This window comes from Microbacterium sp. SORGH_AS_0888 (assembly GCF_030818905.1).
In the GTDB taxonomy this organism is placed as follows: domain Bacteria; phylum Actinomycetota; class Actinomycetes; order Actinomycetales; family Microbacteriaceae; genus Microbacterium.
The window spans coordinates 2,491,130-2,515,528 of the sequence record NZ_JAUTAZ010000001.1; the positions used below are offsets into that span (position 1 = coordinate 2,491,130).

The following is a 24,399-nucleotide window of genomic DNA, read 5'->3' on the forward strand; positions in this document are numbered from 1 at the left end:
GGGCGCGGTCGGCGCACCCGGGTCGGTCCGCGAAGCACGGTGTATCTGGGAAGCTGGATGGATGCGTCGTGAACTGCCCGAGGACGTGCGCGGCGTCGTCTTCGACGTCGGTGAGACCCTCGTCGACGAAACGCGCATGTGGTCCGCACGGGCCGTGGCCGTGGGGGTCACGCCCTTCACTCTCATGGGCGTTCTCGGATCGTTGATCGAGAGGGGTGAAGATCACCGCCGGCTCTGGTCGTTGCTCGACGTGGACAAGCCCGCGGACGCCCAGCCCGCGGTTCACGGGGACCTGTACCCCGATGCCCTCGCCTGTCTTCGCGCGGCCGAGCGCTGCGGGCTCGTCGTCGGCATCGCCGGCAATCAACCGGCAGGGGTCGAAGCTCAGCTCCGCGCAGCGGGGTGCTCCCCCCACTTTCTCGCGTCGTCCCACACGTGGGGTGTCGAGAAGCCCTCACCCGACTTCTTCGCGCGCGTCGTCGCGGAGTCGCGCCTGCCGGCTCACAGCATCCTCTACGTCGGCGACCGCCTCGACAACGACGTCCTGCCGGCACGCGAAGCGGGGATGCGCACCGCCTTGATCCGTCGCGGCCCCTGGGGGTTCGTCCACAGCCGCCGGCCGGAGGCCGACCTTGCAGACCTGTCGCTCAGCTCGCTCACAGAGCTGACGGAGGCGATGACGACCGCGCGACCGGCACCGGGCGAGTGAGCGGCGCGACCGTCCAGGACGGCGGATGTGTGACTGCCGCTGTGTCGCAGACCGATTGTCTCTGGGCGCCTGCGCGACATCGGCACGCCGAGGTGCGGTGCGGATGGACGGGGGCGGATCTGTCGCAGAAGAGAGCTCTCTCCTGTAGAGACCGACGGGCGTAATGTGCTGACGTGGTCAGCTGGAAGCCTGTCTCTTATCCCTCGTTGAGCCCGTATCTCATCTGTGGGGAGGCCGAAGACCTCATCACTTTTCTCGAGTCGGCGTTTGGTGGCGTGTTGCTGCGTCGGTTCGACCGGCCTGACGGGTCGCTGATGCACGCCGAAGTGAGGATCGATGACTCCGTGGTCATGATCGGCGGCGGATCGAGTGGTGTTCCCGCCGCGCCCGCGCACGTTCATCTCTATGTCGAGGACGCGGTGACGACCTTCGCGCGAGCTGTGGCGGCCGGTGGGGCTGTGGTCCGCGAGCCGGAACAGGGCGCCGACGACGATCTCCGCGGCGGAGTTCAAGACGCGTGGGGTACCACCTGGTGGATTGCCACGCAGCGGCAACGCGTCGCTCGCTCCTAGAACGATCGATCTCGCACCGAACCCCCGATAGGTCGATCCGTAGGCGCATCCCTCCGCCTGCACCGTTCGAACACCGCTCGGGTGACCGCCGCGTTCGATGAGAGAGCCGCAGTGCGGTGCGACGCCGGACCGCCGAGATCGTCCGCCGGATGGCGTCTCGCTACCCCGGGCCCGCAGCGGACGCGCGTGTGATCGATCGCGCCGGTTCCCCTGCCCGCCGCCCATCCCAGATCGCACTCTGCCGTTCCGGTGTCAGTGCCGAGCCCACGCCGCTCACGAGAACGGAACCCTGGGCCTCGATGTTCTCAGCGGGTCACGGCGCGTACTGGTCACGCGCAGAGCACGACGTCCGCACGCACCGGGACATGTGGCTCCGGGCGTTGCGCTCCGTCTGACCGAGGCGATCTCTTCGACAGGGCGATGCCGAGATGGCGAATGGGCTTCTGGGGGACGGCTCTGTCGGCCATGAGGCTGTGTCTACAGCTTCAGGATCGCCAGCGCGACGTCGATGGCTTCCGTGTCGTCGGGGGCATAAGAGGTGTCACCGTCGGGGCCGTTCTTGCCCCGATGGATCTCGACGGAGACGCCGGGAACGAAGACGGTCGTGTAACCGGTGGTGTCGGGCGAGCCGTCGGCCGTCCATCGCGCCGCCGCGCCGCCGAGTCCGCTGAGCTGCGGATTCGTGAAATAGGTGGACTGGAGCTGGAGCATCTTGGCCGCCGCCGCCGCTTCCTCCTCCGTGGGCATCGTGTTCTGACCGATGAGGATCGAGGCGTAGGGGCCACCCTCCGGGGCGGCCCACAGACACATGACCGCGTCGTCACCGACGGTCTCGCCGACGAGGTCCATGCCGTGAGTGAAATCGGGAATCGCGGCGGTCACCTGGTCGCAGCTCGTCACGTGGGGGAAGGGCACGGTCGCGCCGGCGCCGTCATCGTCGTCTTCGTCGGCGATGTCTTGGCTCGGCGGCTCCGCGGCCGTCGAGCTGCACCCGGAGAGGAGGGCAAGGCCGAGGAGCGAGGCGACCAGAGCCTCGGAACGACGCATCTTCACGCCCGGCAATCTAGCCAAAGTCGAGGGTTCACGCCTGAATCTCTCCACAGGCGGTGCCGGCCCTCCGTGGGCAGCGGCGCCGGGTGAGCGAGTACGCGACCTGCGGGCCGACGCCGCGGAGCGTGCGGGGCGCGACGGCGATGCGCGCCCGCACGCTTCAGGGCTTGCGTGCCGTGGGCTGACGGCGTCGCTGCCACGCGTCCATGATGTGCGTGCGCATCGCCGCCTCCGCCGCGCCGGGATCCTGTGCGGCGATCGCCTCGAGGATGCGACGGTGCTCGTCGAGGGTCTGCTGGAAGACATCCGGCGAGGGGTTGGTGGTGAACCGTGCCGACTCGCGCGCCCGGGAGTACAGCGTCCGCGTGATGCTCTCGGCGAGCGGGATGTGGGACTGTTCCATGACCGCGAGGTGGAAGAGCATGTCGGCGTCGTTGTACTCGTCTTCGCGGTCGATCGTCTCGACCATGTGGTCGTAGGCCGCGCGCAGCCGGTCGAGCTCCCCGTCGCTGCGCCGGGCGGCGGTGGCGGCCGCCATGGCCCCCTCCAGCGCGCTTCGGACGACGGCCAGATCGTCGAGCACGCCCAGGGACGCGTCGTTCTCGAGCATGACCTGCAGGACCACCGGGTCGAGCACGTTCCAGGACTCGCGTGTGCGCACCGTGGTGCCGCTGCCCTGGACGACCGCGACGAGCCCCTTCTCCTCGATCCGCTTGATGGACTCGCGGATCACGGTGCGACTCACGCCGAAGTGCGTGCTCAGCTCCGACTCGATCGGGAGCATGCTCCCCTCCGCGATCTCGCCGGTGACGATCGCGGTGACCAGATCGTGCACGACGACCACGCCGAGGCGGGCGACAGGCGTACGGGCGGCGCCCTGCGCGAAGATGCCGCCGCCGGCATCCGTCAGGCGTGGACGACTCATCACACCATTCTACGCGTCGACCGTGTTTCCCCGGGAGGGCTTCGCGCCGAGGCCGAGACCCGCTCGCGCGGGCCGCACGTGGGGTCCCGCCGCCTGGAGCCAGTCGCCCTCGTGGTCGCGGGAGGCGATCAGCGCCTCGTCGATCGTGACGCCCGCGCCGGGCCGGGTGCCGAGGAGGATGCCGCCGTCGACGAACTCCTCGTCGATCGTGACGCCGAACGGGCCGCGCAGATCCTGGACCTCCGCCGTCAGGTGGTTCGGAACCGCCGCGGCGGCATGGGCGACAGCGGGGTTGCTCGTGAGCCCGACGGGGCTGATGGGGAGGTCGCGGGCATGTGCGGCATGGGCGAGCCGGAGGAAGTGCGTGATGCCCCAGACGGCCCCGGTCTGCACGATGTCGACGCCGCCGAGATCGAACAGGGCGCGGAACTGCTCGAGACCGGTGAGGTTCTCCCCGGTCGCGACGGCTGCGTTGACCGACTGCGACAGGCGCGCGTGCCCGTGAGCGTCCCACCGGCGCAGCGGCTCCTCGATCCAGGTGAGGTCGAGCTCGGCTTCGATCGCCGTGACGTATCGGACGGCCTGCTTGAGATTCCACGACTCGTTGGCATCGAGCATGAGCGCCGGACGCGAGTTCCCAGCGCCGAGCGCGTCGCGCACGATGCGCAGCCGACGCAGGTCGGTCTCCACGTCTCGCCCGCCCTTGAGCTTTCCGCTCGTGAAGCCGCGGTCGGCGAACGCGCGGTACAGCTCGGCGAGCTCCTCGTCCCCGAGCGCGATGTCGAGACCGGAGGCGTAGCCGGGGACGAAGCGGTCGCCGGCGCCGAGCAGCCGCCACAGCGGCTCCCCGGCGAGCTTCGCCTTGATGTCCCACAGGGCGGCATCGAGTATCGCGATCCCGCCGAATGTCGCGCCGTTGTGGCCCGCCTTGAAGACGTGAGCGAGCATGCGGTCGTAGAGGGCGGAGACGGCTCGGGGGTCCTGGCCCTCGAGCGCGGGGAAGATCCGCGCGATGTCGTGATCGGAGCCGACGCCGATCCCTTCGACGCCCTCGTCCGTCTCGACGACCACGAGCGTCACCTCCGTGACGCCGGAGGCGATGTAGCCGTTGACGTCGCCGACCGGACGCCCCCAGTCGCGGTGGGTGCGGATCGTGCGGTAGCCCGTGATTTTCATATCGCCCTTGACACATCGATGGACTGAGAACTCAATAGAGCATACATCATATGATCCGAGGACGGATGCGCAGATGCGTCACCCCGCCGTCGACCTCGAGCGCCGTCCCGGTCGTCGACCCGGACCGCGGGCTCGCGAGGTAGAGGATCGCTCCCGCCACCTCCTCGGGCGTCACCATCCGTCCCGTCGCCTGCCGTGCATCCAGGGCCGCACGTTCCGCCGCCGGGTCGGGGAACTGCTGGAGCATCCGGTCCACGAACGGTGTCGAGACGGTGCCGGGGCTCACGCAGTTGACACGCACGCCCTCGCTCACGTGGTCGGTGGCCATGGCGTAGGTGAGGGAGAGGACGGCGCCCTTGGACGCGTTGTACACGGCTCGCTGCGGCAGCCCGTTGAGAGCGCCGATCGAGCAGACGTTCACGATCGCGGCGCACGGGGAGCTCCGCAGGTGGGGGAGGGCGGCCGCGCAGGCGCGGGCGGTGCCGCGCACGTTGATGTCGAGCACGCGGTCCCAGTCCTCCTCCGTCGCCTCCGCCACGGTTCCCACGCAGCTGACGCCCGCGCTGTTCACGAGCACGTCGATGCCGCCGAGCTCCGTGACGACCGCAGCCATCGCGCCGTCCAGTGAGGCGCGATCGGTCACGTCGGCGGGGTACCCGCGCAGGCCGTCCTCCCCGGCCGGTGCGTGCAGGTCGAGGACGGCGACGCGTGCGCCCTGTGCGGCGAACGCGCGCGCGGTCGCGAGGCCGATGCCCGAGGCGCCGCCGGTCACGACGGCCACGAGGCCGTCGAAGTCCGGCCTGCTCATGCCTGCACCAGCCGCTGGCGGGCGCGGCCGAGGCCGTCGATCTCCAGCTCGACGAGATCGCCCGCCCGGAGGTAGGGATGATCGGGCAGGCCGAGAGCGACGCCGGCGGGCGTGCCGGTGTTGATCAGGTCGCCGGGGTGCAGCACCATGAACTGCGACAGGTACCAGACGACGTGCGCGACCGGGAAGATCTGCTGCGCGGTCGAGCCGTTCTGGCGGAGCTCGCCGTTCACCCACAGTCGGAGGCCGAGCGCCTGCGGATCGTCGATCTGTGCGGCGGGCACGAGGACCGGGCCGAGCGGGTTGAACGTCTCGCAGCTCTTGCCCTTGTCCCACTGACCGCCGCGCTCGAGCTGGAACTCCCGCTCGGAGACGTCGTGCGAGAGCACGTAGCCGGCGATGTGGTCCGCGGCATCCTCGGGCGAGGAGAGGTAGCGCGCCTGCGTGCCGATGACGACGCCGAGCTCGACCTCCCAGTCCGTCTTGACCGAGCCTCGGGGGATCAGCAGATCGTCGAACGGCCCCACGATGGTCGAGGGGTCCTTCATGAACACGACCGGCTCGGCGGGGGCGGTGGCGCCCGTCTCCGCCGCGTGGTCGTGATAGTTCAGCCCGACGCACACGATCTTGCCCGGCCGGGCGATCGGCGCGCCCACACGCAGGCTCTGAGCGTCCGGAAGCTCGTCCAGGGCGCCCGCCGCGGCCGCCGCGGCGGCTCGTGCCACGCCGCCCGAGGCGAGGAATGCGCCGTCGATGTCGTCGGTGAGGGGTCGCAGGTCGTAGGCGGCGGGCCCTCGGCGGAGCACCGGGATCTCGTGACCTGGTTCACCGAGTCGCGCGAACGTCATGTCGTCTCCTGACGGGATCGGGGAAGGCCGGGGCATCAGCGGATCACCGCGTCGCGGGTGCCGGAGGAGAGCTCGGCGCGGCGCGGCGCGCCCTGCCAGTCGCCCGGGTGCAGACAGGCCCAGGCGCCGCAGCGGGTCGCGACGCGCAGCCGCTCCGCGGGCGGAGCCTCGCGGACGCGCTCCGCCAGATAGCCCGCGGCGAACGCATCGCCCGCGCCGACCGTGTCGACCGGGACGATCCGCTCGGCGGGGGCCCGGTGCGACTCACCGGCGAGGAGTGCGACACAGCCCTGCTCCCCGAGCGTCACGAGCACCTCCGCGGGACCGCGTGTGGCGATCGCCCGAGCGAGACCGCCCGGGTCGTCGGGATCCGCGTCCGGCGCGAGCAGGCGGGCCTCGTCATCGCTCGCGAAGACGATGTCGGCGCTCGCCAGCAGCTCCGCATAGACGGCCGCGGCGTGCACGTGCGACCACAGCTTGGCGCGGTGGTTGACCGCGAACGACACCAGGAGCCCGGCCGCCTTCGCCCGCGTCACCGCGTCGAGGACGGTCGAGCGGGCGGACGCCGACAGCGCGAGCGTCACACCGGTGACGTGCAGGACCCGGTACGACGGGATGTCGACGCGGTCGAGGTCGGACGGGGACAGCCGGCTCCCCGCGCTGCCCGATCGGTAGTAGTCGACCACGGTCGTGCCGGCGCGCGGCGTGGACTTCAGCATGAGACCGGTCGGGGCCGCCGCATCGACGACGGCGATGACATCGACCCCCTCCGAGCGCAGATCGCCGGCGACCCGTCGCCCGAGGGCGTCGTCGCCGACCCGGCCGAGCCACGTGACCGGCACGCCCAGCCGTGCGAGCCCCACTGCCGTGTTGCCCTCCGCGCCGCCGGTGTCGATGCGTGCGGCGGCGAGCTGCTCGAACCCGCCGACGCCGTCGCCGCGCATGAGCCCCATGCTCTCGCCCAACGTCAGCACGGAGCGCTCGCCGTTCACCGCGCGCTCCGTGCCCGGTCGCGCAGAGCGGCGCAGGCCTCGGCCAGCCGCCCGACGCTCTCGAAGTCGCCCGTGGCGATCGCGGCGCGCGGGACCATCCAGCTCCCGCTCGCCGCGAACACCTGCGGACGGGACAGATAGTCGACCAGGTTGTCGGCGGACACGCCTCCGCTCGGAAGCACGCGCAGGTCGGGGAAGGGCCCGCCGAGCGCATCGAGGTACGCCGTGCCGCCCAGCAGCCCCGCCGGGAACACCTTCACGTGCGAGAAGCCGTCGGCCATCGCGCGCTGCACCTCGGTCGGCGTCGCGACCCCGGGCACCATGGCCACTTCGCGCGCGCGGGCGCGGTCGATGACCTCCGGTGCATAGCCCGGCGACACGACGAACGCCGCGCCGGCATCGGCGACCGCATCCGCCTGTACGGGGCTCAGCACGGTTCCCGCCCCCGCGAGGAAGCCGTCGACCCGCGCGGCTCCGGCCAGCGCGCCGAGGCCGGCGGGCGTGCGAAGCGTGAACTCGGCGCATCCGATGCCCGCGTCGCGCAGCGCCTCGGCGAGCGGTGCGCCGTGATCCGGGTCGTCGACCACGACGACCGGCACGATCCCGACGTGCTCGAGGCGGGCGAGCACATCGCCGGAGGTGCTCATCGGCCCAGCCATCCCCCGTCGACGGGAAGCACGATGCCGTCGACGTAGTCGGAGGCCGCCGAGGCGAGGAAGACGGTCGCGCCGGCGAGGTCGGAGGCCTGGCCCCAGCGGCCCGCGGGGATGCGATCCAGGATCGCCGACGAGCGCTGCGGATCGGCGCGCAGGGCCTCCGTGTTGTCGGTCGCGATGTACCCGGGGGCGATCGCGTTGACGTTGACGCCGCGCGAGGACCACTCGTTCGAGAGCGCCTTGGTGAGACCCGCGATGCCGGACTTGGCGGCCGTGTAGCCCGGTACGTTGATCCCGCCCTGGAAGCTCAGCAGCGACGCCGTGAACACGACCTTGCCGCGGCCGCGCGCGAGCATCTGCTGCGCGACCGCCTGCGTGAGCGCGAACTGGCTCGTCAGGTTGATCTGCAGGACCCGGTCCCAGGCGGTCAGCGGGTGCTCGGCGGCCGGCGCCCGTTCGATCGTCCCGGCGTTGTTGATGAGGATGTCGACGTGTCGCTCGCCGAGCGTCCGGCCCAGCACCGCGACCGCATCCGGGTCGGAGAAGTCGCACGCGATGCCCTCGAAGCGACGTCCGAGGTCGGTCACGGCCCGCTCGATCTCGCTGCCCTCGGCGGTCTGGGAGGAGCTCACCCCGACGATGTCGGCACCGGCCTCGGCGAGGGCGACGGCCATGGCGAACCCGATGCCGCGCCGCGCGCCGGTGACGACGGCGGTCGTGCCGGTGAGGTCGAAGAGCCCGCTCATGCCCGGCCCGCCACATCCACCAGGATCTTCATCGCACGACCGGCTTCGAGGTCGGCGAACGCGTCGGCGGTCGCCTCGAGCGGCACGACACGGCTGATCAGCCGCTCGGCCGGGATGACGCCCTGGGCGATCAGCTCGACGGCCGTCTCGAAGTCGACCCGCTGGTACACGCGCGCCCCGAGGATCCGCAGCTCGCGCCAGAACACGCGCTGCAGGTCGACCGGGCGGGGAGTCGGGTGGATCGCGACGACGACGAGGGTGCCGCGCACCTTGGCGAGGTCGGTCGCGCCGAGCACGGCGGCCGCGGCTCCGGACACCTCGAAGACGACGTCGGCGCCGGCGCCGCCCGTCCACTCCTCGACGGCCGTCCTCTGGTCGCGCTCACGCGGGTCGAGGGTCGCGAACCCGAGCTCGGCGATCTGCGCGCGGCGCTGCTCGTCCAGCTCGATCACGAGCACCTCCGCGCCCGCGTGCCGGGCCACCGTGGCGATGAGGAGACCGATGGGGCCGCCGCCGATGACGACCGCGTGGTCGCCCTCGCCCACCTCGCTGCGGCGCACGTCGTGCACGGCGACGGCGACCGGCTCGATGAGGGCGGCATGGTCCAGCGGCGTTCCGGAGGGGATGCGCACGAGCGTCCCCGCGGGCACGTTCCAGCGCTGCTGGAGCGAGCCGGGCGAGTCGATGCCGATGAAGTCGAGGTTCTGGCAGATGTGCTGGTTCCCCGCGCGGCAGGCGGGGCACGTGCCGTCCCAGTCCAGCGGCATGACGGTGACCGAGTCGCCGATCTCCCAGCCGGTGACGCCCTCGCCGATCGCCGCGATCGTTCCGCTCATCTCGTGACCGAACACGAGCGGCGTGTGCACGCGCGCATCCATGTCGCCGTGGAAGACGTGCAGATCGGTGCCGCACAGCCCGGTGTAGGCGACGGCGATCTGCACCTCGCCCGCGGCAGGGGGCGTCTCCGGCAGGTCGACGACATCCAGCTGTCGGGGTGCGGTGTATGCGAGCCCGTTCATGCGCTCGTCCTCTCGGTGGGGTCGGGGATGCGGTAGAAGGTCGTCGCCGTGCCGGAGAACACGGCGTCGCGCTCGCCGTCCGTCCAGGACGAGGTCAGCTCGGTGAGCGCGTCGTGCACGCGGCGGTGGCCGCCCGCGAGCTCGGCGATCGGCCAGTCGCTCCCGTACATGAGCCGGTCGGCGCCGAAGATCTCCCGCGCGTCCTCCACGAAGGGGCGGACGTCCTCGAGCGTCCAGGCCCGCGCGTCGCCCGTCGGCGGGTAGAGCCCCGACAGCTTGGCGACCGTGCCCGGATGCTCGGCGGCTGCCCGTGCCAGCGCGCGCCAGGCGTCGCGTTCGCGCGGTGTGCCGCCGATGGGCGGCTTGCCGAGATGATCGATTGCGATGCGCAGACGGGGATGGCGGGCCCGTGATCCCGGGGAGCTCGCCGAGGGCGGTGGCGTCCGCGGTGACGAAGTCGAGCGTCAGCCCCGCGTCGGCCAGCAGCCCGAGCGTGGTGTCCTGCGCGGCGTGCGAGAGCCAGCCCGGCTCGCGCGTGTGGATGAGGTTGCGCACCCCGACGAGCAGGGGATCGGCGAGGAACTCCTCGATCGCCGCCGCGGCCCCCGTCGGATCGTCGAGGGGCAGCCAGCCCACGATCGCGGCGACGCGGTCGGGGTGGCGACGGGCCTCCGTCCGCATCACCGCCGTGTCGGCGGCGTTGTCGACCGCCTGCACGAGGACCACGCGGTCCACGCCGGCATGATCGAGCTCGGGAAGGACGTCCTCGAGCAGCAGCGTCCGATCGATCGGGTCCAGCGCCTCGGTCAGCCACGGGTAGGGGGCCCGCGTCGGGTCCCAGACGTGCAGGTGGGCGTCGATGCTCACACGGACTCCAGTTCTCGCCAGGCGGCCTCGGGGATCTCGGCGGCGTATCGGGCGAGAGTGCTCTCGACCTGGGCCGCGGTGCGCATTCCGACGACGACGGAGGCGACCGTCTCCTCGCGCAGCGGGTACTGCACGGCGGCCTCCGGCAGCGTCACGCCGTGGCGTGCGCAGACCTCGGCCAGGCGGCGCGCGCGGGAGATCACGTCGGCCGGAGCCGGGCCGTAGTCGTAGGTCGCGTCATCCGGAACGGTGGGCATGCTCAGCAGCCCCGAGTTGTACACGGCGGCGGCGACGACGGCCACGCCCCGCTCGCGGGCGCGGGGGAGCAACTCCTCCTGCGCCGTGCGGTCGAGGAGGGTGTGGCGGCCGGCCACCATCACGACGTCGATGTCGCACTCCTCGATGAAGCGGGTGAGCATCGGCGCCTGGTTCATCCCCGCGCCGACGGCGCGGACGACGCCCTGGTCGCGCAGCTCGATGAGGGCTCGGACCCCGGTGGTGAAGGCCGCCTCGCCGTGCTCGTCGGGGTCGTGGAGGTAGACGATGTCGATGTGGCCGAGCCCGAGCCGTTCGAGGCTGCCCTCGATCGACCGCAGGATGCCGTCCCGCGAGAAGTCCCACTCGCGGCGGTGGGTCGCCGGCGCCGCGAACCCGTTGTCGTCGTCGAGGAGGCCCGCGGCGGCGCGCTCGGGCGTGGGCACGAGCAGTCGGCCGACCTTCGTCGACACGACGAACTGCTCGCGAGGCCGGTCGCGCAGGGCTTCGCCCAGGCGGCGCTCGGAGAGCCCGACGCCGTAGTGGGGAGCCGTGTCGAAGTAGCGGATGCCGCCGTCCCAGGCGGCGTCGACGGCGGCGCGCGCGTCCGCGTCCGAGGTCGCTCGGTACAGGTTGCCGAGTTGGGCCGCGCCGAATCCGATCTCGGACACGACGATGCCGCGCAGCATCCGATCGTGCATGGGACTCCTTCGTCGTTCTTATTTGTATTACATCATATCTACCGATGCCACACCTCGTCGAGTCGTCGGGCACGCGGCCCTGTCAACCCCGCTGCGTGCGGCATCGAGGCATGGAAGGGTTCCACATTCACGGACATCGACACGAGAGGCGCCCCATGCCACGCGACCAGTACACCTTCGCCGACCCGACGACCCTGTACCCGCGCATCCAGCCGGACCGGCAGCACCAGCCCGAGCCGGGACTGGACGCGGAGCTCACCCCGCGGGCCGATCTCGGAGAGGAGACGTATCGCGGAACCGGCAGGCTCGCGGGCAGGAAGGCGCTCATCACGGGGGCCGACTCCGGGATCGGCGCGGCCACGGCGATCGCGTTCGCCCGGGAGGGCGCCGACATCGCGATGTCGTACCTGCCCGAAGAGGAGGAGGACGCCTCCCGCGTCCGCTCCCTGCTCCGCGACGCCGGCGCGACGGTGCTCACCTTCCCCGGCGACCTGCGCGATCCCGCCTACTGCCGCGAGCTCGTGCAGCGCACCGTCGAAGGACTGGGCGGTCTCGACATCCTCGTCAACAACGGCGGCAAGCAGATCTTCAACGAAGACCTCACGACCCTGCCGGACGAGCAGTTCGACGACACGCTCGCGACGAACGTCGGCGCCCTGTTCTGGATCACGAAAGCGGCACTGCCCCATCTGCCGGCCGGCGCCACGATCATCAACACGACGTCGGTGCAGGCGTACAAGCCCTCCGACATCCTGGTGGACTACGCCACCACCAAGGCGGCCATCAACGCCTTCACGAAGGCGCTCGCGCAGCAGCTCGCGCCGCGCGGCATCCGCGTCAACGCCGTGGCGCCGGGGCCGATCTGGACGCCGCTGCAGGTGACGGACGGCCAGCCGCAGGAGAAGATCGAGAGCTTCGGCGCGGAGACGCCGCTGGGGCGTGCCGGCCAGCCCGCCGAGATCGCCCCCGCGTTCGTGTTCCTCGCCTCCCCGGAGTCGAGCTACGTGCTCGGCGAGACCCTCAACGTCAACGGCGGCATGCCCACGCCCTAGCCGCGGCCTGCGCGTGTGCGCGGCGGGTTCAGATCCAGCCGCGCTCCTGGGCCCGCAGCAGCGCCTGCTGGCGCGTCTCCAGCTGCAGCTTGCCGAGGATGGCGGACACGTGGTTGCGGACCGTTCCGGGCGAGAGATGCAGGGTGTGCGCGATGGTGGCGATCGTCTGCCCCTGCGCCCCCGCGCGCAGGACGTCGAGCTCGCGGTCGGTGAGGGGACTGCGCTCGTCGGCGAGGGCGTCCGCGGCGACCTCGGGATCGACGTGACGCCGCCCGCCCGCCACCTGCCGGATGACGTCCGCGACGTCCTGCGCGGGACGGGACTTGGGCAGGAAGCCGTCGACGCCGGCCTGCAGTGCGCGCCGCAGGACCCCCGGCCGCGCATGCCGGGTGACCGCGACGACCCGTGCGCGCGTATGGCGACGAACGACGGCCGCGACGTCGATGCCGTCCATCCCCGGCATCTCCACGTCCAACAGGCAGACATCCGGCTCCAGGCGTCGCGCAGCCGCGACCGCCTGCGTGCCGTCGACGCATTCGGCGACGACCTCGATGTCGTCCTCCAGGCGGAGCAGGGCCGCGAGCGCCGTGCGGATCATGTCCTCGTCGTCCGCGATCAGGACCCGGATCACGAACGTCCCCGATCCGGCACGCGGGCGTCGAGGGTGAACAGCTCCCCGTCGCCCAGCGCCGAGAGGGTCCCGCCCGCCGCCGAGACCCGTGTCGTCATGCTCTCGATGCCCGTGCCCGGACGCGCCGTGTCATCGGCGGCGCGGTCGTTCTCGGAGCGGTAGTGCCACTGATCCCCCTCGCGGTCGAGTCGGAGGCGAGCGAAGCGTCCGCCGCCGTGCTTGAGGATGTTGGTCGTGCTCTCGCGAACGACGGGGCCGAGCGCCTCCCGAGGAGCGGCAGCCGCTCCCGTGTCGACGGCGAGCTCCACCCGCAGGCCCGCCGCGCGCAGGAGGTCGGCGGCGTTCTCGAGCTCGTCCGGCAGCGGCACGCCCCGGAAGCGCGCGGCGAGCGCCCTGGTGCCCGACCGTGCCTGATCCACCTCGCGCCGGGCATGGGCGATGTGCTCGCGCATCGCGGCCGGGTCATGGCCGAGCCGCTCGGCCAGCTCGAGCTGCAGGGCGATGACCTACCTCATCGCAGGATTCCAGAGCCTCGTCGCCGAGGTGCCGACGCTCGTGCAGCCGCTCATCGTCGCGCTCGCCGGGGCGGTGCCGTTCATCGAGGGCGAGGGGGCGGCGCTCATCGGCATCGTCGGTGGCATCCACCCGGTCGTCGCCGCGGTGAGCGCCGCGGCGGGCAACGTCGCCTGCGTGACCCTGCTCGTCCTCCTCGGCGCCGGGGTCCGACAGGCGGTGACGACCAGGCGCGTCGCGTCCGCGGGCGGAGCCGTCGCCGTGGAGCCGTCGCGTCGCCGCGAGAGGTTCCAGCGCGCGTTCGTGCGCTACGGCGTCCCGGGCGTGAGCCTGCTCGGGCCGCTGCTGCTGCCGACCCAGTTCACCTCGGTGATGCTGGCCGGCGCGGGGGTCGCCAAGGGGCGCATCCTGCTGTGGCAGACCGTCGCGATCGTGATGTGGACCACCATCGCGACGGTCGTCGTCTCCGGGGCGGGCACCCTTGCGCGTCTCTCCTAGCCGTCCGCAGGCATCACGTCTCGACGGCGGTTCTCCTCGCCGGCGTGGCCGGAGCCGTCCGTGCCGGCTGCCGTTCACCAGCGGCGGGTGAACGGCAGCGGTTTCCGCATCCGGATCAGCAGCAGCAGCGGGAAGACGATATAGGGCAGGTTGAACGCCAGGAACACCGGGATGTTCGGTGTCGCCTCGCCGGGGCCGCCGAAGAACTCGACCCCGAAGATCGGGATGCCGGTCAGGGCGATGATCATGGTCGCGTAGATGACGCTCGGCAGCTGGATCCCGTTCCAGCCGCGCACGATCGAGATGATCAGCAGCACGTAGAACACGACGTACACGAACGCCGACGTCCCGCTGATGAACCGCAGCCACAGCGGATGCGACTGGTACAGCGGGTCGAAGTTGCTCGCGTACCAGTAGTTCCACTGCACGAGCACGTTCGGCGAGTCGGCGACCTGGTCGAGACCGAGTCCCTCGACGGAGTCGCTGATGATGCACGTCACGATGAACAGCGAGAAGACCACGAGGAACACGATGTCCATGGGCCGCTGCTTGAGCGGAAGGTTCACGACCTGCGGAGGGGCGGTGACGGTCATGGCCCGAACCTACTCCTTCGCCCGGGTCGCCCGACCCGCATCCCACCGCAGCAGGACGGCGGCCAGCGTGGCGGAGACGACCGTGCCGATGAGCACCGCGGCCTTCGCGCCCGTCGTGTGCCCGCCGTCGGGGAACGAGAGCTCGGCGATCAGCAGCGACACCGTGAAGCCGATCCCGGTGAGAAGACCCACCGGCAGCAGGTCGCGCAGGCGGAGCCCCGCCGGAAGGCTCAGCGGAGCGAGTCGGGTCACGAGGGCCGTCGTGCCGAGGACGCCCACGAGCTTGCCGATGACGAGCCCGACGACGATCGCGAGCACGACCGGCTGGAGGATCACCCCGCCGTCTCCGGCGCCGACGAGGGTGACACCGGCGGCGAAGAAGGCGAACACCGGCAGCGCGAGGCCCGACGAGAACGGACGCACGGCGTGTTCGAGGTGCTCCGTGCGAGGTCGCGGCTCACCGTGCACGACGCGCGCGGGGACCGCGAACCCCAGCAGCACGCCCGCGATCGTCGAGTGGACACCGGACGCGTGCATGAACGTCCACGCGGCGATCGCGACCGGGATCAGGGCCCACCAGGGCGCCCGCCTGCCGCGCAGGATCACGGCGAACACCGCGACGCATGCGAGGGCGGCGGCGAGGGGGAGGATGCGGATCTCGCCGGTGTAGAACACGGCGATCACGATGATCGCGAGCAGATCGTCCACGACGGCGAGCGTCAGCAGGAACGTCCGCAGCGCGCGGGGCAGACCCCGGCCGAACACGGCCAGCACGGCGAGCGCGAACGCGATGTCGGTCGCCGTCGGGATCGCCCAGCCGTGCAGCGCCGCCGGGTCGCCGAAGCACACCACGACGAGCGTGAACAGGAGGGCCGGGGCGAGCATCCCTCCTGCCGCGGCGAGCACCGGAACCGCGGCCTGCCGGGGGTTGCGCAGGCTCCCCGCGACGATCTCCTGCTTCAGCTCGACGCCGACGACGAAGAAGAAGACCGCCAGCAGCCCGTCGGCCGCCCAGGTCGACAGGCTCAGGTCGAGGTGGAGCGCGGCGGGCCCGATGGTGAGCTCGGACAGCGCCGCGTATGCCTCGCGCCACGGCGAGTTCGCCCAGATCAGTGCGATCGCGGCGGCGCCGATCAGCAGCATCCCGCTCGTGGTCTCGGCCGTCACCCACCGGCGGATGCGGATGCGGGCGTCGCGGATGCGGCGGGACATGGATCAACCCCTCGGTCGGTGCGGCCCCGGCCGGGCGGGCCGAAGCGGTGTCGACCAGACTTCCCGACGCGCCCTCTCCAGTCTATCCGTCAGGTCGCGTGCGCTCAGCAGCGCCCGCTCTCGACCGCCGGGTCGAGGCCGGAGGTCGTTCCCGTGATCGAGTCGACCATGCGCACGGCGGGAGCCCAGTACGGCGCGTAATGGTCGGCATCCTGGTTGATCTGCACGCGGTGCGCGACGAGCGTGGGCGCGACCGTGTCGCGATCGGGAACCCGGTCGACCAGGGCCCGGTAGAAGAGCGTCGCCGCCGTGTACGGGTCGAGGCGCTCGTCGCGCGTGCCCCAGTTGTCCTGCTGCTGGAAGAGCCCGATCGAGGTGGTCCGGGAGCCGTCGGGGTTCGTGACGCCGCGGGTCTCCCAGTCGCCGTAGTCGAGGTTGCGCAGCGACGACTCGCCCATGGCGGTCATGACGGCGATCGTCTGGTCCCGCACCGTGAGGCCGAGGTCGCGGCCGGCCGAGACGATGGTCGTCGCGTTGGCGACCTGCTCCGTGTCGAGCTCGCTCGCGGCGATCGTGTCGATCCGGCAGGTGTCGAAGAGGGCGACGGCGTTGCCGACCAGAGCGATGACTCCGGCGATCACGAGGGTCGGCACGATCACGAGCGCGGCGACCGCGATCCGTCGCCGCCGCATCCGTCGCCGCTCCGCGATCGTGCGACGGCGGGGCCTGCGCCGCGGGGGTGTGCGGCGGGAGGATGCCGTGGCCACCATGCCGTGCATTGTGTCACGCGCAGTCGAGCGGAACCCGTGCGCCGTGCGGTCGTACGATGGCGTCATGCCTGAGGACTACGCCGCGCTCGTCGCCCACGTGCGCGACACGCAGACCATCACGATCGTGACGACCCGTAGCGACGGGACCCCGGTCGCCGCGCCGATCTGGGCGGTGGTCGTGGACGGCGTGCCGTATGTCCGTGCGGCCTACGGGGGCCGCACGTCGTGGTTCGCCCGTGCCGTGAGCGGCCGTCCGGTCACGGTCTCGCTCGCCGACGGCTCGGTCGCCGAGCGCGACCGGGAGGCCGCGCTGGAGGACCCGCAGGTGATGGTCGCCGTCCGGCACTTGGAGGCCACGGGTCCCGTGCAGGACGAGGTCACCGCCGCCTACGAGGCGAAGTACCTTCCGACCTCACCCGAGAACGTGCCGTCGGTGACCGACGAGGCGGCCGTCGCCCGCACCCTCGCCCTCCTCCCGCCGGCCGACTGACCGCCCGGTCCGTCTCGCCGCCTCAGGCCGCGGGCAGCCAGGCCTCCAGACGCGGATACACGCGCCGGGCGTTTCCCTCGAAGATCTCCGCGCGGGCGCGGAGGTCTGCGACCGCCGCCTCGATGTAGGTCTTGGTGTCGTCCCAGTGACGTCCGGTCGCGGGGTTCACGCCGCGGACGGCGCCGATCATCTCGGAGCCGAACAGGATCTGCGAGGTCGGCACGACCTCCAGGAGCAGGTCGATGCCCGGCTGGTGGTAGACGCACGTGTCGAACCACAGGTGCGACAGGGTGCCCTCGACATCCCAGCCGTTGTCCTGGGCCATGCCCTGGAAGCGTCCCCAGTGATACGGCGCGGCGCCGCCGCCGTGCGGGAGGATGAGCCGCAGGCTCTCGCGGCGGGCGAGGAACCCCGAGGTGAGGGCCTGCATGAAGGCGGTCGTGTCGGCGGCCAGGTAGTAGGCCCCGGTCGTATGGACGGCCGCCAGTGCGGAGGTGCTCACGTGCACCATGCCGGGCACGTCCAGCCGCTCCATCTCGTCCCACAGCGGCGTCCAGTAGTCGTCGCCGAGGGCGGGGCCCGACCACGACCCTCCCGTGGGATCGGGGTTCACGTTGCAGCCGATGAACCCGAGCTCCTCGACGCAGCGGCGCAGCTCGTCGACCGAGGCGCGCAGGCCGGCGCCCGGGCTCTGCGGCAGCTGTGCGACCGGGGCGAACTTTCCCGGGAACAGTGTGCACACCCGGTGCACGAGGTCGTTCTGGCGGCGCGTCCACTCGCGCGAGGTGTCGGCGTCGCCGATGTGGTGGCCCATCCAGCTCGCGCGGGGAGAGAAGATCGTGAGGTCGGTGCCGCGTTCCCGCTGCTGGGCGAGCTGGGCGCCCGAGACGGCCTCGATCAGCTCGTCGTCGGTCACGTCGTATTCGCGGGCCGCGACCGCGGCGACCGCCTCCGCCGTGTCGGCGGCCAGCTGCGCCTCCCGCCAGGCGGCGACGCCCGGGGGTGTGGTCGTGAAGTGGCCGTGGCAGTCGATGATCACGTGAACCTCCCCGCGGGCACGCTCATCGTGGCCCGGACAATGCCTACGATATTGGCGACAATATCGTCGTGACAATCCTGGCAGCGGAAGTTCGCCGGATCAGCTCCCGGCGAGGTCTTCGCGCAGGTAGCGGGCGTACCCGCCCGGCGTGCGTCCCACCTGACGCCCGCTCGTGCGCACGGGGGCGTCGTCGGAGGCGACCACGCGGGCGCCCAGACGACGTGCGGCGGCGACGACCTCGACATCCTCGTGCTCCTCGAGCGGGGCGAATCCGCCGGCCCGCAGCAGCACGGAGGCCCGCAGGCCGAGGCTCGCGCCGTGCACGTGTCCGTTCGCTCGCCCCGGCGTGTAGCGCCGCCACCAGGCCTCGATGCGGTGCACGTCGAGGTCGCGGAAGTCGGGCCGCACCGTGCCGACGAACACGTCCGCGCCGCTCGCCGCGAGCGCCAGCTGGTGGCACAGCCAGTTCGGCGGAACTACCGAGTCGCCGTCGGTGTGCGCGGTCCAGATCTCGGCCGGGTCGAGCCCCGCGAGTCCGGCGAGGGATGCCGCGACCCCCGCGCCCCGCGCCGCGCCGACGCTGCGGGCGTCGAGGTGCCGCACGTGGACGCCGGCGTCCTCGGCGATCCGGGCCGACGCGTCGGAGCAGGCGTCGAGCACGACCCAGGTCTGCGTCCTCACGGCGGGATGCCGCATCCGGGCCTCCGCCGAGGCGACCTCGAGGGCCGCCAGGCACTCGCCGAGGAGCTCCTCCTCGTCGTGCACCGGCACGATGACCGCGAGCGCGCCGATCATTCCGGCACCGCCGCATGCGCGCCGGGACGCCCGAGCACGTCGAGCACGAAGGACTCCTCGCGATGGCGCGACAGACGGCGCCAGCCGCCGCGGCGCACGACGGCGGCGTGCACGGCGTCGCCGGTGAGCGGCGCCCCCTCGATCGGCGCGCGCCAGTGGCAGAGCACCAGCACGGCGTCGTCGGTCGCGCAGGCCTCGATGCGATCGAGCGCGAGCGCGAGCCGCTCGGCGCTCCAGTAGTACCCGAGCTCCGAGAGCACCACCAGGTCGAACGTGCCCTCGGGCCACTCCTCCGGCAGCTCGCGCCGCACGAACGCGACATGGGAGGGAGCCCCGTGTGCGCGGGCGCGGGCGAGCGCGGTCTCGGCCGCGTCGACCGCGACGACGCAGGCCGCGCGCTCGGCGAGCTCGCGCGTCACGGCGCCGCTCGCGCACCCGAGCTCCAGAGCGGCGGCGAACCGCTCACGGGGGAGTGCCGCCAGCAGGAGAGCGCGTTTGCGACGCTCGTACCACCGGGACTCGAGGCCCCAGGGGTCGTCGTGCCGGGCGTGGAACTCCTCGAAGTCGGCGACCGAGGGACCCGGCTCGGACGCGCGCGCCGAAGGAGCCACGAACACCTCGACGTCGCGGGCGAAGTGCGCGAGCGTGTTCGCGTGCAGGATGGGGCCCTCGTCGTCCGTGGGCTCCCACTGGCTCGCGTACTCGGTGACGGCGCGTTCCTTGGCGATCCGCGCCGACTCCTCGGGCGCGAGGATCCGCCAGTCGCTCGGGTCCACCTCCGCCGGGCGCGCCCAGTGCCACATCCAGATCGGATAGCCGACGACCGCGACGCCGGTGTGGGCCAGCGACACGGCGATCTCCCCCAGCACGCGGTGGTCGCGGTGTCCATCGCCCCACCAGGGAGCGACGAGCATGACCCGCTCGTCGGCGTACGGGGCCAGGGCGGCGGCGACCGCATCCGTCACCTCGGCACGTGCCTCGCGGATGCCGCCGTCGGCGACGCCGAGGAAGGCGACGGCCGGATCGAGGGCCAGGCGGTGGAGGGCCCCGATGGTCTCCGCGCGGCGGCGACGCCGCACACCGGCCGGGTCGGGGGAGCCCGGGTGCGAGCCCTCCCCGTCGGTGACCACGATCACCGAGACGGGGATGCCGGCGGCCGAGGCATGGGCGATGAGACCGCCCGCGCCGAGCGTCTCGTCGTCGGGGTGCGCGGACAGCACCACGACCCGGTCCACGGCGAGATCGAGCGGGGCCGCCCCCTGCCAGGGCGCCGCCTCCCGCCACGCCTGCTCGGGCGTGCCCGGCTCACGGTGGTCGAAGCGGACGCTCATGCGGCGTCCGATCCGGCGATCCGGGCCAGTCGTGCGAGGTCGCGGTCGCCGTGGTCCTGGCGCACGTACAGCTCGAGGTCGGCGACGCGGCGTGCGTGCGCCTCGTCCGAGACGACCGGCCCGGGGCCGAGCGCGCGCCGTTCGAGCTCGAGGATGCGGCGGACGGCATCCGCGACCACCGCACGCGTGCGCGCGGCGAGGAGCCTCGCCTCGGCACCGGTCGCGCCCGCGTCGACGCGCGCGGCCGCGTGGTCGAGGGCGAGGCCGGCGGACCAGTGGAGGGCATCCGCCGTGCCGGCCGCGACCTGGGACACCTGGTCGGCGCCCTCACGCTCGGCCGCGCGCCGCAGGGCGTCGACGACCGGGGCCGCGCCGCCCCACCACACGGCGGCCACCGACATCCCGCCCCAGGAGAACCCCGGACGCCGCAGGTACCACCCGGGCTCGCCGATCGGCGCCGCCGGCGCTCCGCGGAGCTCGATCGGCGCGCTGACGACGCGCGGCAGGCCCCGCGCGTGCCACGGGCCGTCCGCGGCTGTGACCTCCGGTCTCCGCAGGTCGATCGCGAAGAGCCCGCGGTCCTCGCCCACCCAGGCGGTCACGAGCGCATGGCTGAGCACCCCCGCGAGCGAGCACCACGGCTTCACCCCGGTGAGGCGCCATGCTCCGCCATCGGCCTCGGCGCGGAGGGGTCGGTCCCCGCCCTCCGCGGCGAACACGCCCCAGGTCGCGTCCGGTCCGGCGTCCACGGCGCGCAGCGCGCCATCGGCGTCGACGCCCGCCGTCCGTGCCTGCGCGAGGATCGCGAGCGCGTCGAGGTGGGGCTCGAGCACACGGGCGAGGGCGACATCCTCCCGTGCCGTCTCGGCGAGCAGTCGCCAGAGCGCTGCCGTGTCCTCGCCGGGCAGCGGCGCCGCGGCTCCGGTCTCGACCGCCCGGGCGAGAGCGAGGCGGAGGTCGTCGTCGGGGGACATGGAGGCGATGCTACGAGCCACGCGCCGTGCGTGTCCGGGCTTGACAGCGCCGCCTCGGCCCCGTCGGCTCGGCCTAGGCGCCCTTCTCCTGGGGCTTAGGCGCCCTTCTCCTGGGGCATGGCGCCCTTCTCCTCGGTGCATGTCCCACTTTCGACCGCTGGCGGGCTGTCGCAGCGGTCGAAAGTGGGACATGGTGGGTGACAGAGTGGGACATGGGGGCGGGGGCGTCCCCGAGACCGCCGCCCGGGCTCAGTTGACGAGCCGCGGCGACCCCGGGTCGGCCCGTACGGCGCGGACCAGGATGTCGGCGACCTCGGCCGCGGCGTCCTCGGGGAGCACGGCGGTCGTGACCCGACAGTACTCGGGGCCGTACGGAGTCGCGTGGAACGGGGCGCCGGAGGCGACGGCGATCCCGTCGCGGGCCATCCGTGTCAGCGTCGCCGCGGCATCCGGAACGGGGACCCACACGTTCAGGCCGTCCGCGTCCTCGACGGGGATGCCCCGCTCCCGCAGCGCGGAGGCGAAGGCTCGGCTGCGACGGCGGTAGGTCGTGCGCGCCTCTTCCACGCTGCGCTGCGCCGTCGGCGACTCCAGGAGGTGCGCCAGCACGTGCTGCAGCGCCCTCGAGCTCCAGGCGGGTCCGAGCAGGCGCCGCTCCTCCAACCGGTCGATGATCTGCGCGGGGCCGCCCACGGCGGCGAGTCGGAGGTCGGGGGCATGCGACTTGGAGAACCCGTGGATCCGCACGACACGGTCCGGCAGATGATCGGCCAGCGACAACGCCGGCGCGTGTGCGACGGATCCCACGCTGTCGAGCTCCACGACGAGCGTGTCCGGCTGGCACCGGAGGATCTCGGCGATCGCGGCGAGCCGCTCCGGGGTGATCGACGCGCCGGTGGGGTTCTGGGCGCGAGGCTGGTACACGAACAGTCGGGGGCGCGATGCCATCGCGAGGCGGAGGCGTGTCGGGCGCGGTCCGTCGCGGTCGATGTCGACCGTGCGAGCGACGCATCGCAGGCGGCGGAGCATCTGCCACAGCGGCGGATACGTGGGCTCCTCGATGATGACCACGTCGCCCGGCGCAAGCAGCATCGACGTCAGCCGGTCGATCGCGTCCAGCGACCCGTCGACCACGGTCAGACGCTCGGGACGGTAGTCCTCGCCCCAGGCCGCGCGGATCGCCGACTCGAGCTCGGGCTCGACGACGGCGCCGTGGTAGCTGGACCGGCGGAACAGTGACGCCAGCTCGTCCCCGCTGAGGTGCACCTCGGGGAGGAGATCCGGGTCCGGCGACCCGGAGGACAGGTCACGGGCGACGACGGCGTCGCGCTGGAGCCGCCAGGAGCCCGGTGCGCCCGAGGGTGCCAGGAACGAGACGTGCGTGCCGCGACGGCCCTCGGTGTGGAGCATGCCGTTGCGGTGCAGCGTGTGCCAGGCGTCGGTGACGGTCGTGGGGCTCATCCCCGCCGCATGGGCGATGCCGCGGATGCTCGGCAGCCGCTGGCCGACGGCGAGCGAGCCGTCCGCGATCATCTCCTCGATCGCGGCGACGACCGCTCGCGCGCCGCGTCCCCTCATCCGTACGACGACCGCGGTGGCCGTGGCAGGCGGGAGGAACGCGGCGCGGCCGTCGTGCGCGACCTGCAGGGCGTCGTCTCTCATCGGTGGTCCCTCCGGCGGATGTGCCCAGGCTACGGGCGCATCGGGCGCGAGCCCCGTGGCGAGCGATGTGCCGGTACAGAACGTTACGGCCGAGAAACGCACCCGTGATCCGGGAGGTCGGCCGCCGCTTCTACCGTTGCCGGTGAGAGGAGATCCCGTCCTCGCCGCCGAACTGGAGTGCCCGTGACGACCTCGTCTGCTCACCGCGTCCCCGAGCGCGCGGCTCCGACCTTTCCCGCGCACCGGGGTCGGCGCATCCTGGTCACCGGCGGGGCGAACGGCATCGGTGCCGCCACGGTCGAGAGGCTCGTCGCCGAGGGGGCGCTCGTGGCCGTCGTGGATGTCGACGGCCCGGGCGTCGACCGGCTGCGGGCCCGGCTCGGGCAGAGCGTCGTGGGCGTCGTCGCCGACCTCGCGGATGTCGGCGGCATCCCCGGGATCGTGGCGCAGGCCGCCGCGCGGCTCGGCGGGCTGGACGGCGTCGTGGGCAACGCCGGGATCGTGCGGATCCGGCCGGCGCGCGAGCACACGGTCGAGGACTGGCACACGCAGCTCGATCTCAATCTCGTGGGCTCCTTCGAGGCGGCACGCGCGTCCGTCCCCTTCCTGCTCGCCGGCGAGCGTGAGCGGAGCATCGTCTTCGTCTCGTCCGAGTCGGGAAAGCGCGGCCACATCGACATGGTCGCCTACAACGCGTCGAAGGCGGCGATGATCAGCATGACGCGGGTGCTCGCCGAGGAATGGGCGCCCCTGGACATCAACGTGAACGGCGTGTGCCCGGGCGGAGTGCCCACCGCGATGCTGAGAGACGTCGCCGAACACTACGCGGAGGGCGACGCGGCGGCTGCCGCGTCGATGTTCGACGCCATGGTGCCCGCGCGGCTCGGCCGTCATGTCACCCCCGACGAGGTCGCGCGCGTGATCTCGTTCCTGCTGTCGCCGGCGGCGCAGGCGATCCGCGGGCAGTCGATCAACGTCGACGGCGGCGACGCGCCGTACTGAGACGGACGCCACAGACGAGCACGATCAGGGAGCAGCAGATGACACAGGGCGACAGGGGCGGCATGACCGCCGAGGACATCGCACGGGAGCTGGGACTCTCGCCGATCCCGGTGGAAGGGGGTCGTTTCGGACAGACCTGGGCGGATGAGCATTCCTCGGCGATCGTGTTCCTCGTCACGCCGGAGGACTTCTCCGGGCTGCACGTCCTCCCCTCTCCCGAAGTGTGGTTCCACCACGACGGCGCCCCCGTGCGCATGCTCCTGCTCCATCCGGGCGGGCAGGTGTCAGAGCCTGTGCTCGGCAGCGACCTCGCGTCCGGGCAGCTGCCCCAGGTGGCCGTCCCGCCCGGCGTGTGCATGGCGGCCGAGCCGCTGGGGGACTGGGCGCTGCTGGGGACCTACATGTCGCCTCCTTACGAGGAGAGCACCGTGGTGTTCCCCTCCGGTCGTGAGCTCGTCGAGCGCTATCCCGCCGCGGCGTCGCGCATCGCGCGCCTCGCGCGCGACTGAGAGA

Annotated in this window: 28 protein-coding genes; 7 read left to right on the forward strand and 21 right to left on the reverse strand. The window is 72.4% G+C overall.

What is annotated here, in order from left to right; translation table 11 throughout:
• Positions 1–61: 61 nt before the first annotated feature.
• Both QE381_RS12135 and QE381_RS12140 read left to right on the forward strand, forming a co-directional pair.
• Positions 62–709 (forward strand): HAD family hydrolase, encoded by a 648-nt coding sequence (locus QE381_RS12135; RefSeq protein ID WP_307218501.1) that lies wholly within the window; start codon positions 62–64, stop codon positions 707–709.
• Positions 710–915: 206 nt separating this feature from the next.
• On the forward strand, positions 916–1,281 hold the full coding sequence (locus tag QE381_RS12140; RefSeq protein WP_307218502.1) for a VOC family protein: 366 nt from the start codon (positions 916–918) through the stop codon (positions 1,279–1,281).
• 477 nt (positions 1,282–1,758) lie between these two features.
• On the opposite strand, the gene QE381_RS12145 is transcribed toward QE381_RS12140, so the two are convergent.
• From QE381_RS12145 to QE381_RS12190, 11 genes are all read right to left on the reverse strand, one after another.
• Positions 1,759–2,334 carry a hypothetical protein gene (locus tag QE381_RS12145; RefSeq protein ID WP_307218504.1) on the reverse strand — a complete coding sequence of 192 codons (576 nt, stop codon included), beginning with the start codon at positions 2,332–2,334 and terminating at the stop codon, positions 1,759–1,761.
• A gap of 157 nt (positions 2,335–2,491) precedes the next feature.
• Positions 2,492–3,256 carry a FadR/GntR family transcriptional regulator gene (locus QE381_RS12150; protein WP_307218506.1) on the reverse strand — a complete coding sequence of 255 codons (765 nt, stop codon included), beginning with the start codon at positions 3,254–3,256 and terminating at the stop codon, positions 2,492–2,494.
• 9 nt (positions 3,257–3,265) lie between these two features.
• Positions 3,266–4,432, reverse strand: coding sequence for a mandelate racemase/muconate lactonizing enzyme family protein (locus tag QE381_RS12155; RefSeq protein WP_307218507.1), 1,167 nt, complete (start codon positions 4,430–4,432; stop codon positions 3,266–3,268).
• 46 nt (positions 4,433–4,478) lie between these two features.
• The gene (locus tag QE381_RS12160) at positions 4,479–5,240 is read right to left on the reverse strand and encodes an SDR family NAD(P)-dependent oxidoreductase (RefSeq protein ID WP_307218509.1); all 762 of its coding nucleotides are present in this window, start codon (positions 5,238–5,240) and stop codon (positions 4,479–4,481) included.
• Positions 5,237–6,088, reverse strand: a complete 852-nt coding sequence (locus QE381_RS12165) for a fumarylacetoacetate hydrolase family protein (RefSeq protein ID WP_307218510.1) — start codon at positions 6,086–6,088, stop codon at positions 5,237–5,239. The genes QE381_RS12160 and QE381_RS12165 overlap by 4 nt, the downstream gene beginning before the upstream one ends.
• 35 nt (positions 6,089–6,123) lie before the next feature.
• Positions 6,124–7,080, reverse strand: a complete 957-nt coding sequence (locus tag QE381_RS12170) for a sugar kinase (protein ID WP_307218511.1) — start codon at positions 7,078–7,080, stop codon at positions 6,124–6,126.
• Positions 7,077–7,727 carry a bifunctional 4-hydroxy-2-oxoglutarate aldolase/2-dehydro-3-deoxy-phosphogluconate aldolase gene (locus QE381_RS12175; protein WP_307218513.1) on the reverse strand — a complete coding sequence of 217 codons (651 nt, stop codon included), beginning with the start codon at positions 7,725–7,727 and terminating at the stop codon, positions 7,077–7,079. The genes QE381_RS12170 and QE381_RS12175 overlap by 4 nt, the downstream gene beginning before the upstream one ends.
• On the reverse strand, positions 7,724–8,482 hold the full coding sequence (locus tag QE381_RS12180; RefSeq protein ID WP_307218515.1) for an SDR family oxidoreductase: 759 nt from the start codon (positions 8,480–8,482) through the stop codon (positions 7,724–7,726). The genes QE381_RS12175 and QE381_RS12180 overlap by 4 nt, the downstream gene beginning before the upstream one ends.
• A complete protein-coding gene (locus QE381_RS17910) occupies positions 8,479–9,501 on the reverse strand; it encodes a zinc-binding dehydrogenase (RefSeq protein WP_373426989.1) in 1,023 nt (340 codons plus the stop codon). Before QE381_RS17910 ends, QE381_RS12180 begins: the two co-directional genes overlap by 4 nt.
• A complete protein-coding gene (locus tag QE381_RS17915) occupies positions 9,498–9,893 on the reverse strand; it encodes an amidohydrolase (RefSeq protein WP_373426990.1) in 396 nt (131 codons plus the stop codon). Before QE381_RS17915 ends, QE381_RS17910 begins: the two co-directional genes overlap by 4 nt.
• Positions 9,894–10,364: 471 nt before the next feature.
• Complete coding sequence (locus QE381_RS12190; RefSeq protein WP_307218519.1) at positions 10,365–11,324, reverse strand: aldo/keto reductase; 960 nt, start codon at positions 11,322–11,324, stop codon at positions 10,365–10,367.
• A gap of 155 nt (positions 11,325–11,479) precedes the next feature.
• Between QE381_RS12190 and QE381_RS12195 the strand changes: the two genes are divergently transcribed.
• A complete protein-coding gene (locus QE381_RS12195) occupies positions 11,480–12,376 on the forward strand; it encodes an SDR family oxidoreductase (protein WP_307218521.1) in 897 nt (298 codons plus the stop codon).
• Positions 12,377–12,404: 28 nt separating this feature from the next.
• Here the strand turns inward: QE381_RS12195 and QE381_RS12200 are convergent, their stop codons facing one another.
• Positions 12,405–13,007 carry a response regulator transcription factor gene (locus tag QE381_RS12200; protein WP_307218523.1) on the reverse strand — a complete coding sequence of 201 codons (603 nt, stop codon included), beginning with the start codon at positions 13,005–13,007 and terminating at the stop codon, positions 12,405–12,407.
• Positions 13,004–13,459: a hypothetical protein gene (locus QE381_RS12205; protein WP_307218525.1), complete on the reverse strand. Its 456-nt coding sequence runs from the start codon at positions 13,457–13,459 to the stop codon at positions 13,004–13,006. The genes QE381_RS12200 and QE381_RS12205 overlap by 4 nt, the downstream gene beginning before the upstream one ends.
• 49 nt (positions 13,460–13,508) lie before the next feature.
• Between QE381_RS12205 and QE381_RS12210 the strand changes: the two genes are divergently transcribed.
• Positions 13,509–14,018: a small multidrug efflux protein gene (locus QE381_RS12210; RefSeq protein WP_307218526.1), complete on the forward strand. Its 510-nt coding sequence runs from the start codon at positions 13,509–13,511 to the stop codon at positions 14,016–14,018.
• A 74-nt stretch (positions 14,019–14,092) separates the two neighbouring features.
• Here QE381_RS12210 and QE381_RS12215 read toward each other — a convergent pair whose 3' ends face one another.
• The 3 genes from QE381_RS12215 to QE381_RS12225 form a co-directional block, all read right to left on the reverse strand.
• On the reverse strand, positions 14,093–14,611 hold the full coding sequence (locus QE381_RS12215) for an emopamil-binding family protein (RefSeq protein ID WP_307218528.1): 519 nt from the start codon (positions 14,609–14,611) through the stop codon (positions 14,093–14,095).
• Positions 14,612–14,620: 9 nt separating this feature from the next.
• Positions 14,621–15,823, reverse strand: coding sequence for a Na+/H+ antiporter NhaA (nhaA, locus tag QE381_RS12220; protein WP_307218529.1), 1,203 nt, complete (start codon positions 15,821–15,823; stop codon positions 14,621–14,623).
• A 104-nt stretch (positions 15,824–15,927) separates the two neighbouring features.
• On the reverse strand, positions 15,928–16,593 hold the full coding sequence (locus QE381_RS12225) for a peptidase M23 (RefSeq protein ID WP_307218532.1): 666 nt from the start codon (positions 16,591–16,593) through the stop codon (positions 15,928–15,930).
• Positions 16,594–16,657: 64 nt separating this feature from the next.
• On the opposite strand from QE381_RS12225, the gene QE381_RS12230 reads away from it, so the two are divergent.
• Positions 16,658–17,083, forward strand: a complete 426-nt coding sequence (locus tag QE381_RS12230) for a DUF2255 family protein (RefSeq protein ID WP_307218534.1) — start codon at positions 16,658–16,660, stop codon at positions 17,081–17,083.
• Between the two features lie 22 nt (positions 17,084–17,105).
• Here the strand turns inward: QE381_RS12230 and QE381_RS12235 are convergent, their stop codons facing one another.
• From QE381_RS12235 to QE381_RS12255, 5 genes are all read right to left on the reverse strand, one after another.
• Positions 17,106–18,122: an amidohydrolase family protein gene (locus QE381_RS12235; protein ID WP_307218535.1), complete on the reverse strand. Its 1,017-nt coding sequence runs from the start codon at positions 18,120–18,122 to the stop codon at positions 17,106–17,108.
• 99 nt (positions 18,123–18,221) lie between these two features.
• A complete protein-coding gene (locus QE381_RS12240; protein ID WP_307218536.1) occupies positions 18,222–18,917 on the reverse strand; it encodes a glycosyltransferase family 2 protein in 696 nt (231 codons plus the stop codon).
• A complete protein-coding gene (locus tag QE381_RS12245; protein WP_307218538.1) occupies positions 18,914–20,248 on the reverse strand; it encodes a bifunctional PIG-L family deacetylase/class I SAM-dependent methyltransferase in 1,335 nt (444 codons plus the stop codon). The genes QE381_RS12240 and QE381_RS12245 overlap by 4 nt, the downstream gene beginning before the upstream one ends.
• Positions 20,245–21,222, reverse strand: a complete 978-nt coding sequence (locus QE381_RS12250) for an acyl-CoA dehydrogenase family protein (RefSeq protein ID WP_307218540.1) — start codon at positions 21,220–21,222, stop codon at positions 20,245–20,247. Before QE381_RS12250 ends, QE381_RS12245 begins: the two co-directional genes overlap by 4 nt.
• 249 nt (positions 21,223–21,471) lie before the next feature.
• Complete coding sequence (locus QE381_RS12255) at positions 21,472–22,884, reverse strand: PLP-dependent aminotransferase family protein (RefSeq protein ID WP_307218542.1); 1,413 nt, start codon at positions 22,882–22,884, stop codon at positions 21,472–21,474.
• Positions 22,885–23,067: 183 nt separating this feature from the next.
• On the opposite strand from QE381_RS12255, the gene QE381_RS12260 reads away from it, so the two are divergent.
• Positions 23,068–23,886, forward strand: a complete 819-nt coding sequence (locus tag QE381_RS12260) for an SDR family NAD(P)-dependent oxidoreductase (protein ID WP_307218544.1) — start codon at positions 23,068–23,070, stop codon at positions 23,884–23,886.
• 38 nt (positions 23,887–23,924) lie between these two features.
• Positions 23,925–24,395 carry a cupin domain-containing protein gene (locus QE381_RS12265; protein WP_307218546.1) on the forward strand — a complete coding sequence of 157 codons (471 nt, stop codon included), beginning with the start codon at positions 23,925–23,927 and terminating at the stop codon, positions 24,393–24,395.
• The last annotated feature ends 4 nt before the right edge of the window (positions 24,396–24,399 follow it).

Coding starts and splice junctions, on each gene's coding strand:
- QE381_RS12225 (WP_307218532.1), bottom strand. CDS start 16,593: ATGGTGGCCACGGCATCCTCCCGCCGCACACCCCCGCGGCGCAGGCCC.
- QE381_RS12165 (WP_307218510.1), bottom strand. CDS start 6,088: ATGACGTTCGCGCGACTCGGTGAACCAGGTCACGAGATCCCGGTGCTC.
- QE381_RS12160 (WP_307218509.1), bottom strand. CDS start 5,240: ATGAGCAGGCCGGACTTCGACGGCCTCGTGGCCGTCGTGACCGGCGGC.
- QE381_RS12255 (WP_307218542.1), bottom strand. CDS start 22,884: ATGAGAGACGACGCCCTGCAGGTCGCGCACGACGGCCGCGCCGCGTTC.
- QE381_RS12205 (WP_307218525.1), bottom strand. CDS start 13,459: ATGCGCGAGCACATCGCCCATGCCCGGCGCGAGGTGGATCAGGCACGG.
- QE381_RS12150 (WP_307218506.1), bottom strand. CDS start 3,256: ATGAGTCGTCCACGCCTGACGGATGCCGGCGGCGGCATCTTCGCGCAG.
- QE381_RS12180 (WP_307218515.1), bottom strand. CDS start 8,482: ATGAGCGGGCTCTTCGACCTCACCGGCACGACCGCCGTCGTCACCGGC.
- QE381_RS12250 (WP_307218540.1), bottom strand. CDS start 21,222: ATGTCCCCCGACGACGACCTCCGCCTCGCTCTCGCCCGGGCGGTCGAG.
- QE381_RS12245 (WP_307218538.1), bottom strand. CDS start 20,248: ATGAGCGTCCGCTTCGACCACCGTGAGCCGGGCACGCCCGAGCAGGCG.
- QE381_RS12230 (WP_307218534.1), top strand. CDS start 16,658: ATGCCTGAGGACTACGCCGCGCTCGTCGCCCACGTGCGCGACACGCAG.
- QE381_RS12265 (WP_307218546.1), top strand. CDS start 23,925: ATGACACAGGGCGACAGGGGCGGCATGACCGCCGAGGACATCGCACGG.
- QE381_RS12190 (WP_307218519.1), bottom strand. CDS start 11,324: ATGCACGATCGGATGCTGCGCGGCATCGTCGTGTCCGAGATCGGATTC.
- QE381_RS12135 (WP_307218501.1), top strand. CDS start 62: ATGCGTCGTGAACTGCCCGAGGACGTGCGCGGCGTCGTCTTCGACGTC.
- QE381_RS12155 (WP_307218507.1), bottom strand. CDS start 4,432: ATGAAAATCACGGGCTACCGCACGATCCGCACCCACCGCGACTGGGGG.
- QE381_RS12175 (WP_307218513.1), bottom strand. CDS start 7,727: ATGAGCACCTCCGGCGATGTGCTCGCCCGCCTCGAGCACGTCGGGATC.
- QE381_RS12240 (WP_307218536.1), bottom strand. CDS start 18,917: ATGATCGGCGCGCTCGCGGTCATCGTGCCGGTGCACGACGAGGAGGAG.
- nhaA (WP_307218529.1), bottom strand. CDS start 15,823: ATGTCCCGCCGCATCCGCGACGCCCGCATCCGCATCCGCCGGTGGGTG.
- QE381_RS12210 (WP_307218526.1), top strand. CDS start 13,509: ATGACCTACCTCATCGCAGGATTCCAGAGCCTCGTCGCCGAGGTGCCG.
- QE381_RS12195 (WP_307218521.1), top strand. CDS start 11,480: ATGCCACGCGACCAGTACACCTTCGCCGACCCGACGACCCTGTACCCG.
- QE381_RS17910 (WP_373426989.1), bottom strand. CDS start 9,501: ATGAACGGGCTCGCATACACCGCACCCCGACAGCTGGATGTCGTCGAC.
- QE381_RS12215 (WP_307218528.1), bottom strand. CDS start 14,611: ATGACCGTCACCGCCCCTCCGCAGGTCGTGAACCTTCCGCTCAAGCAG.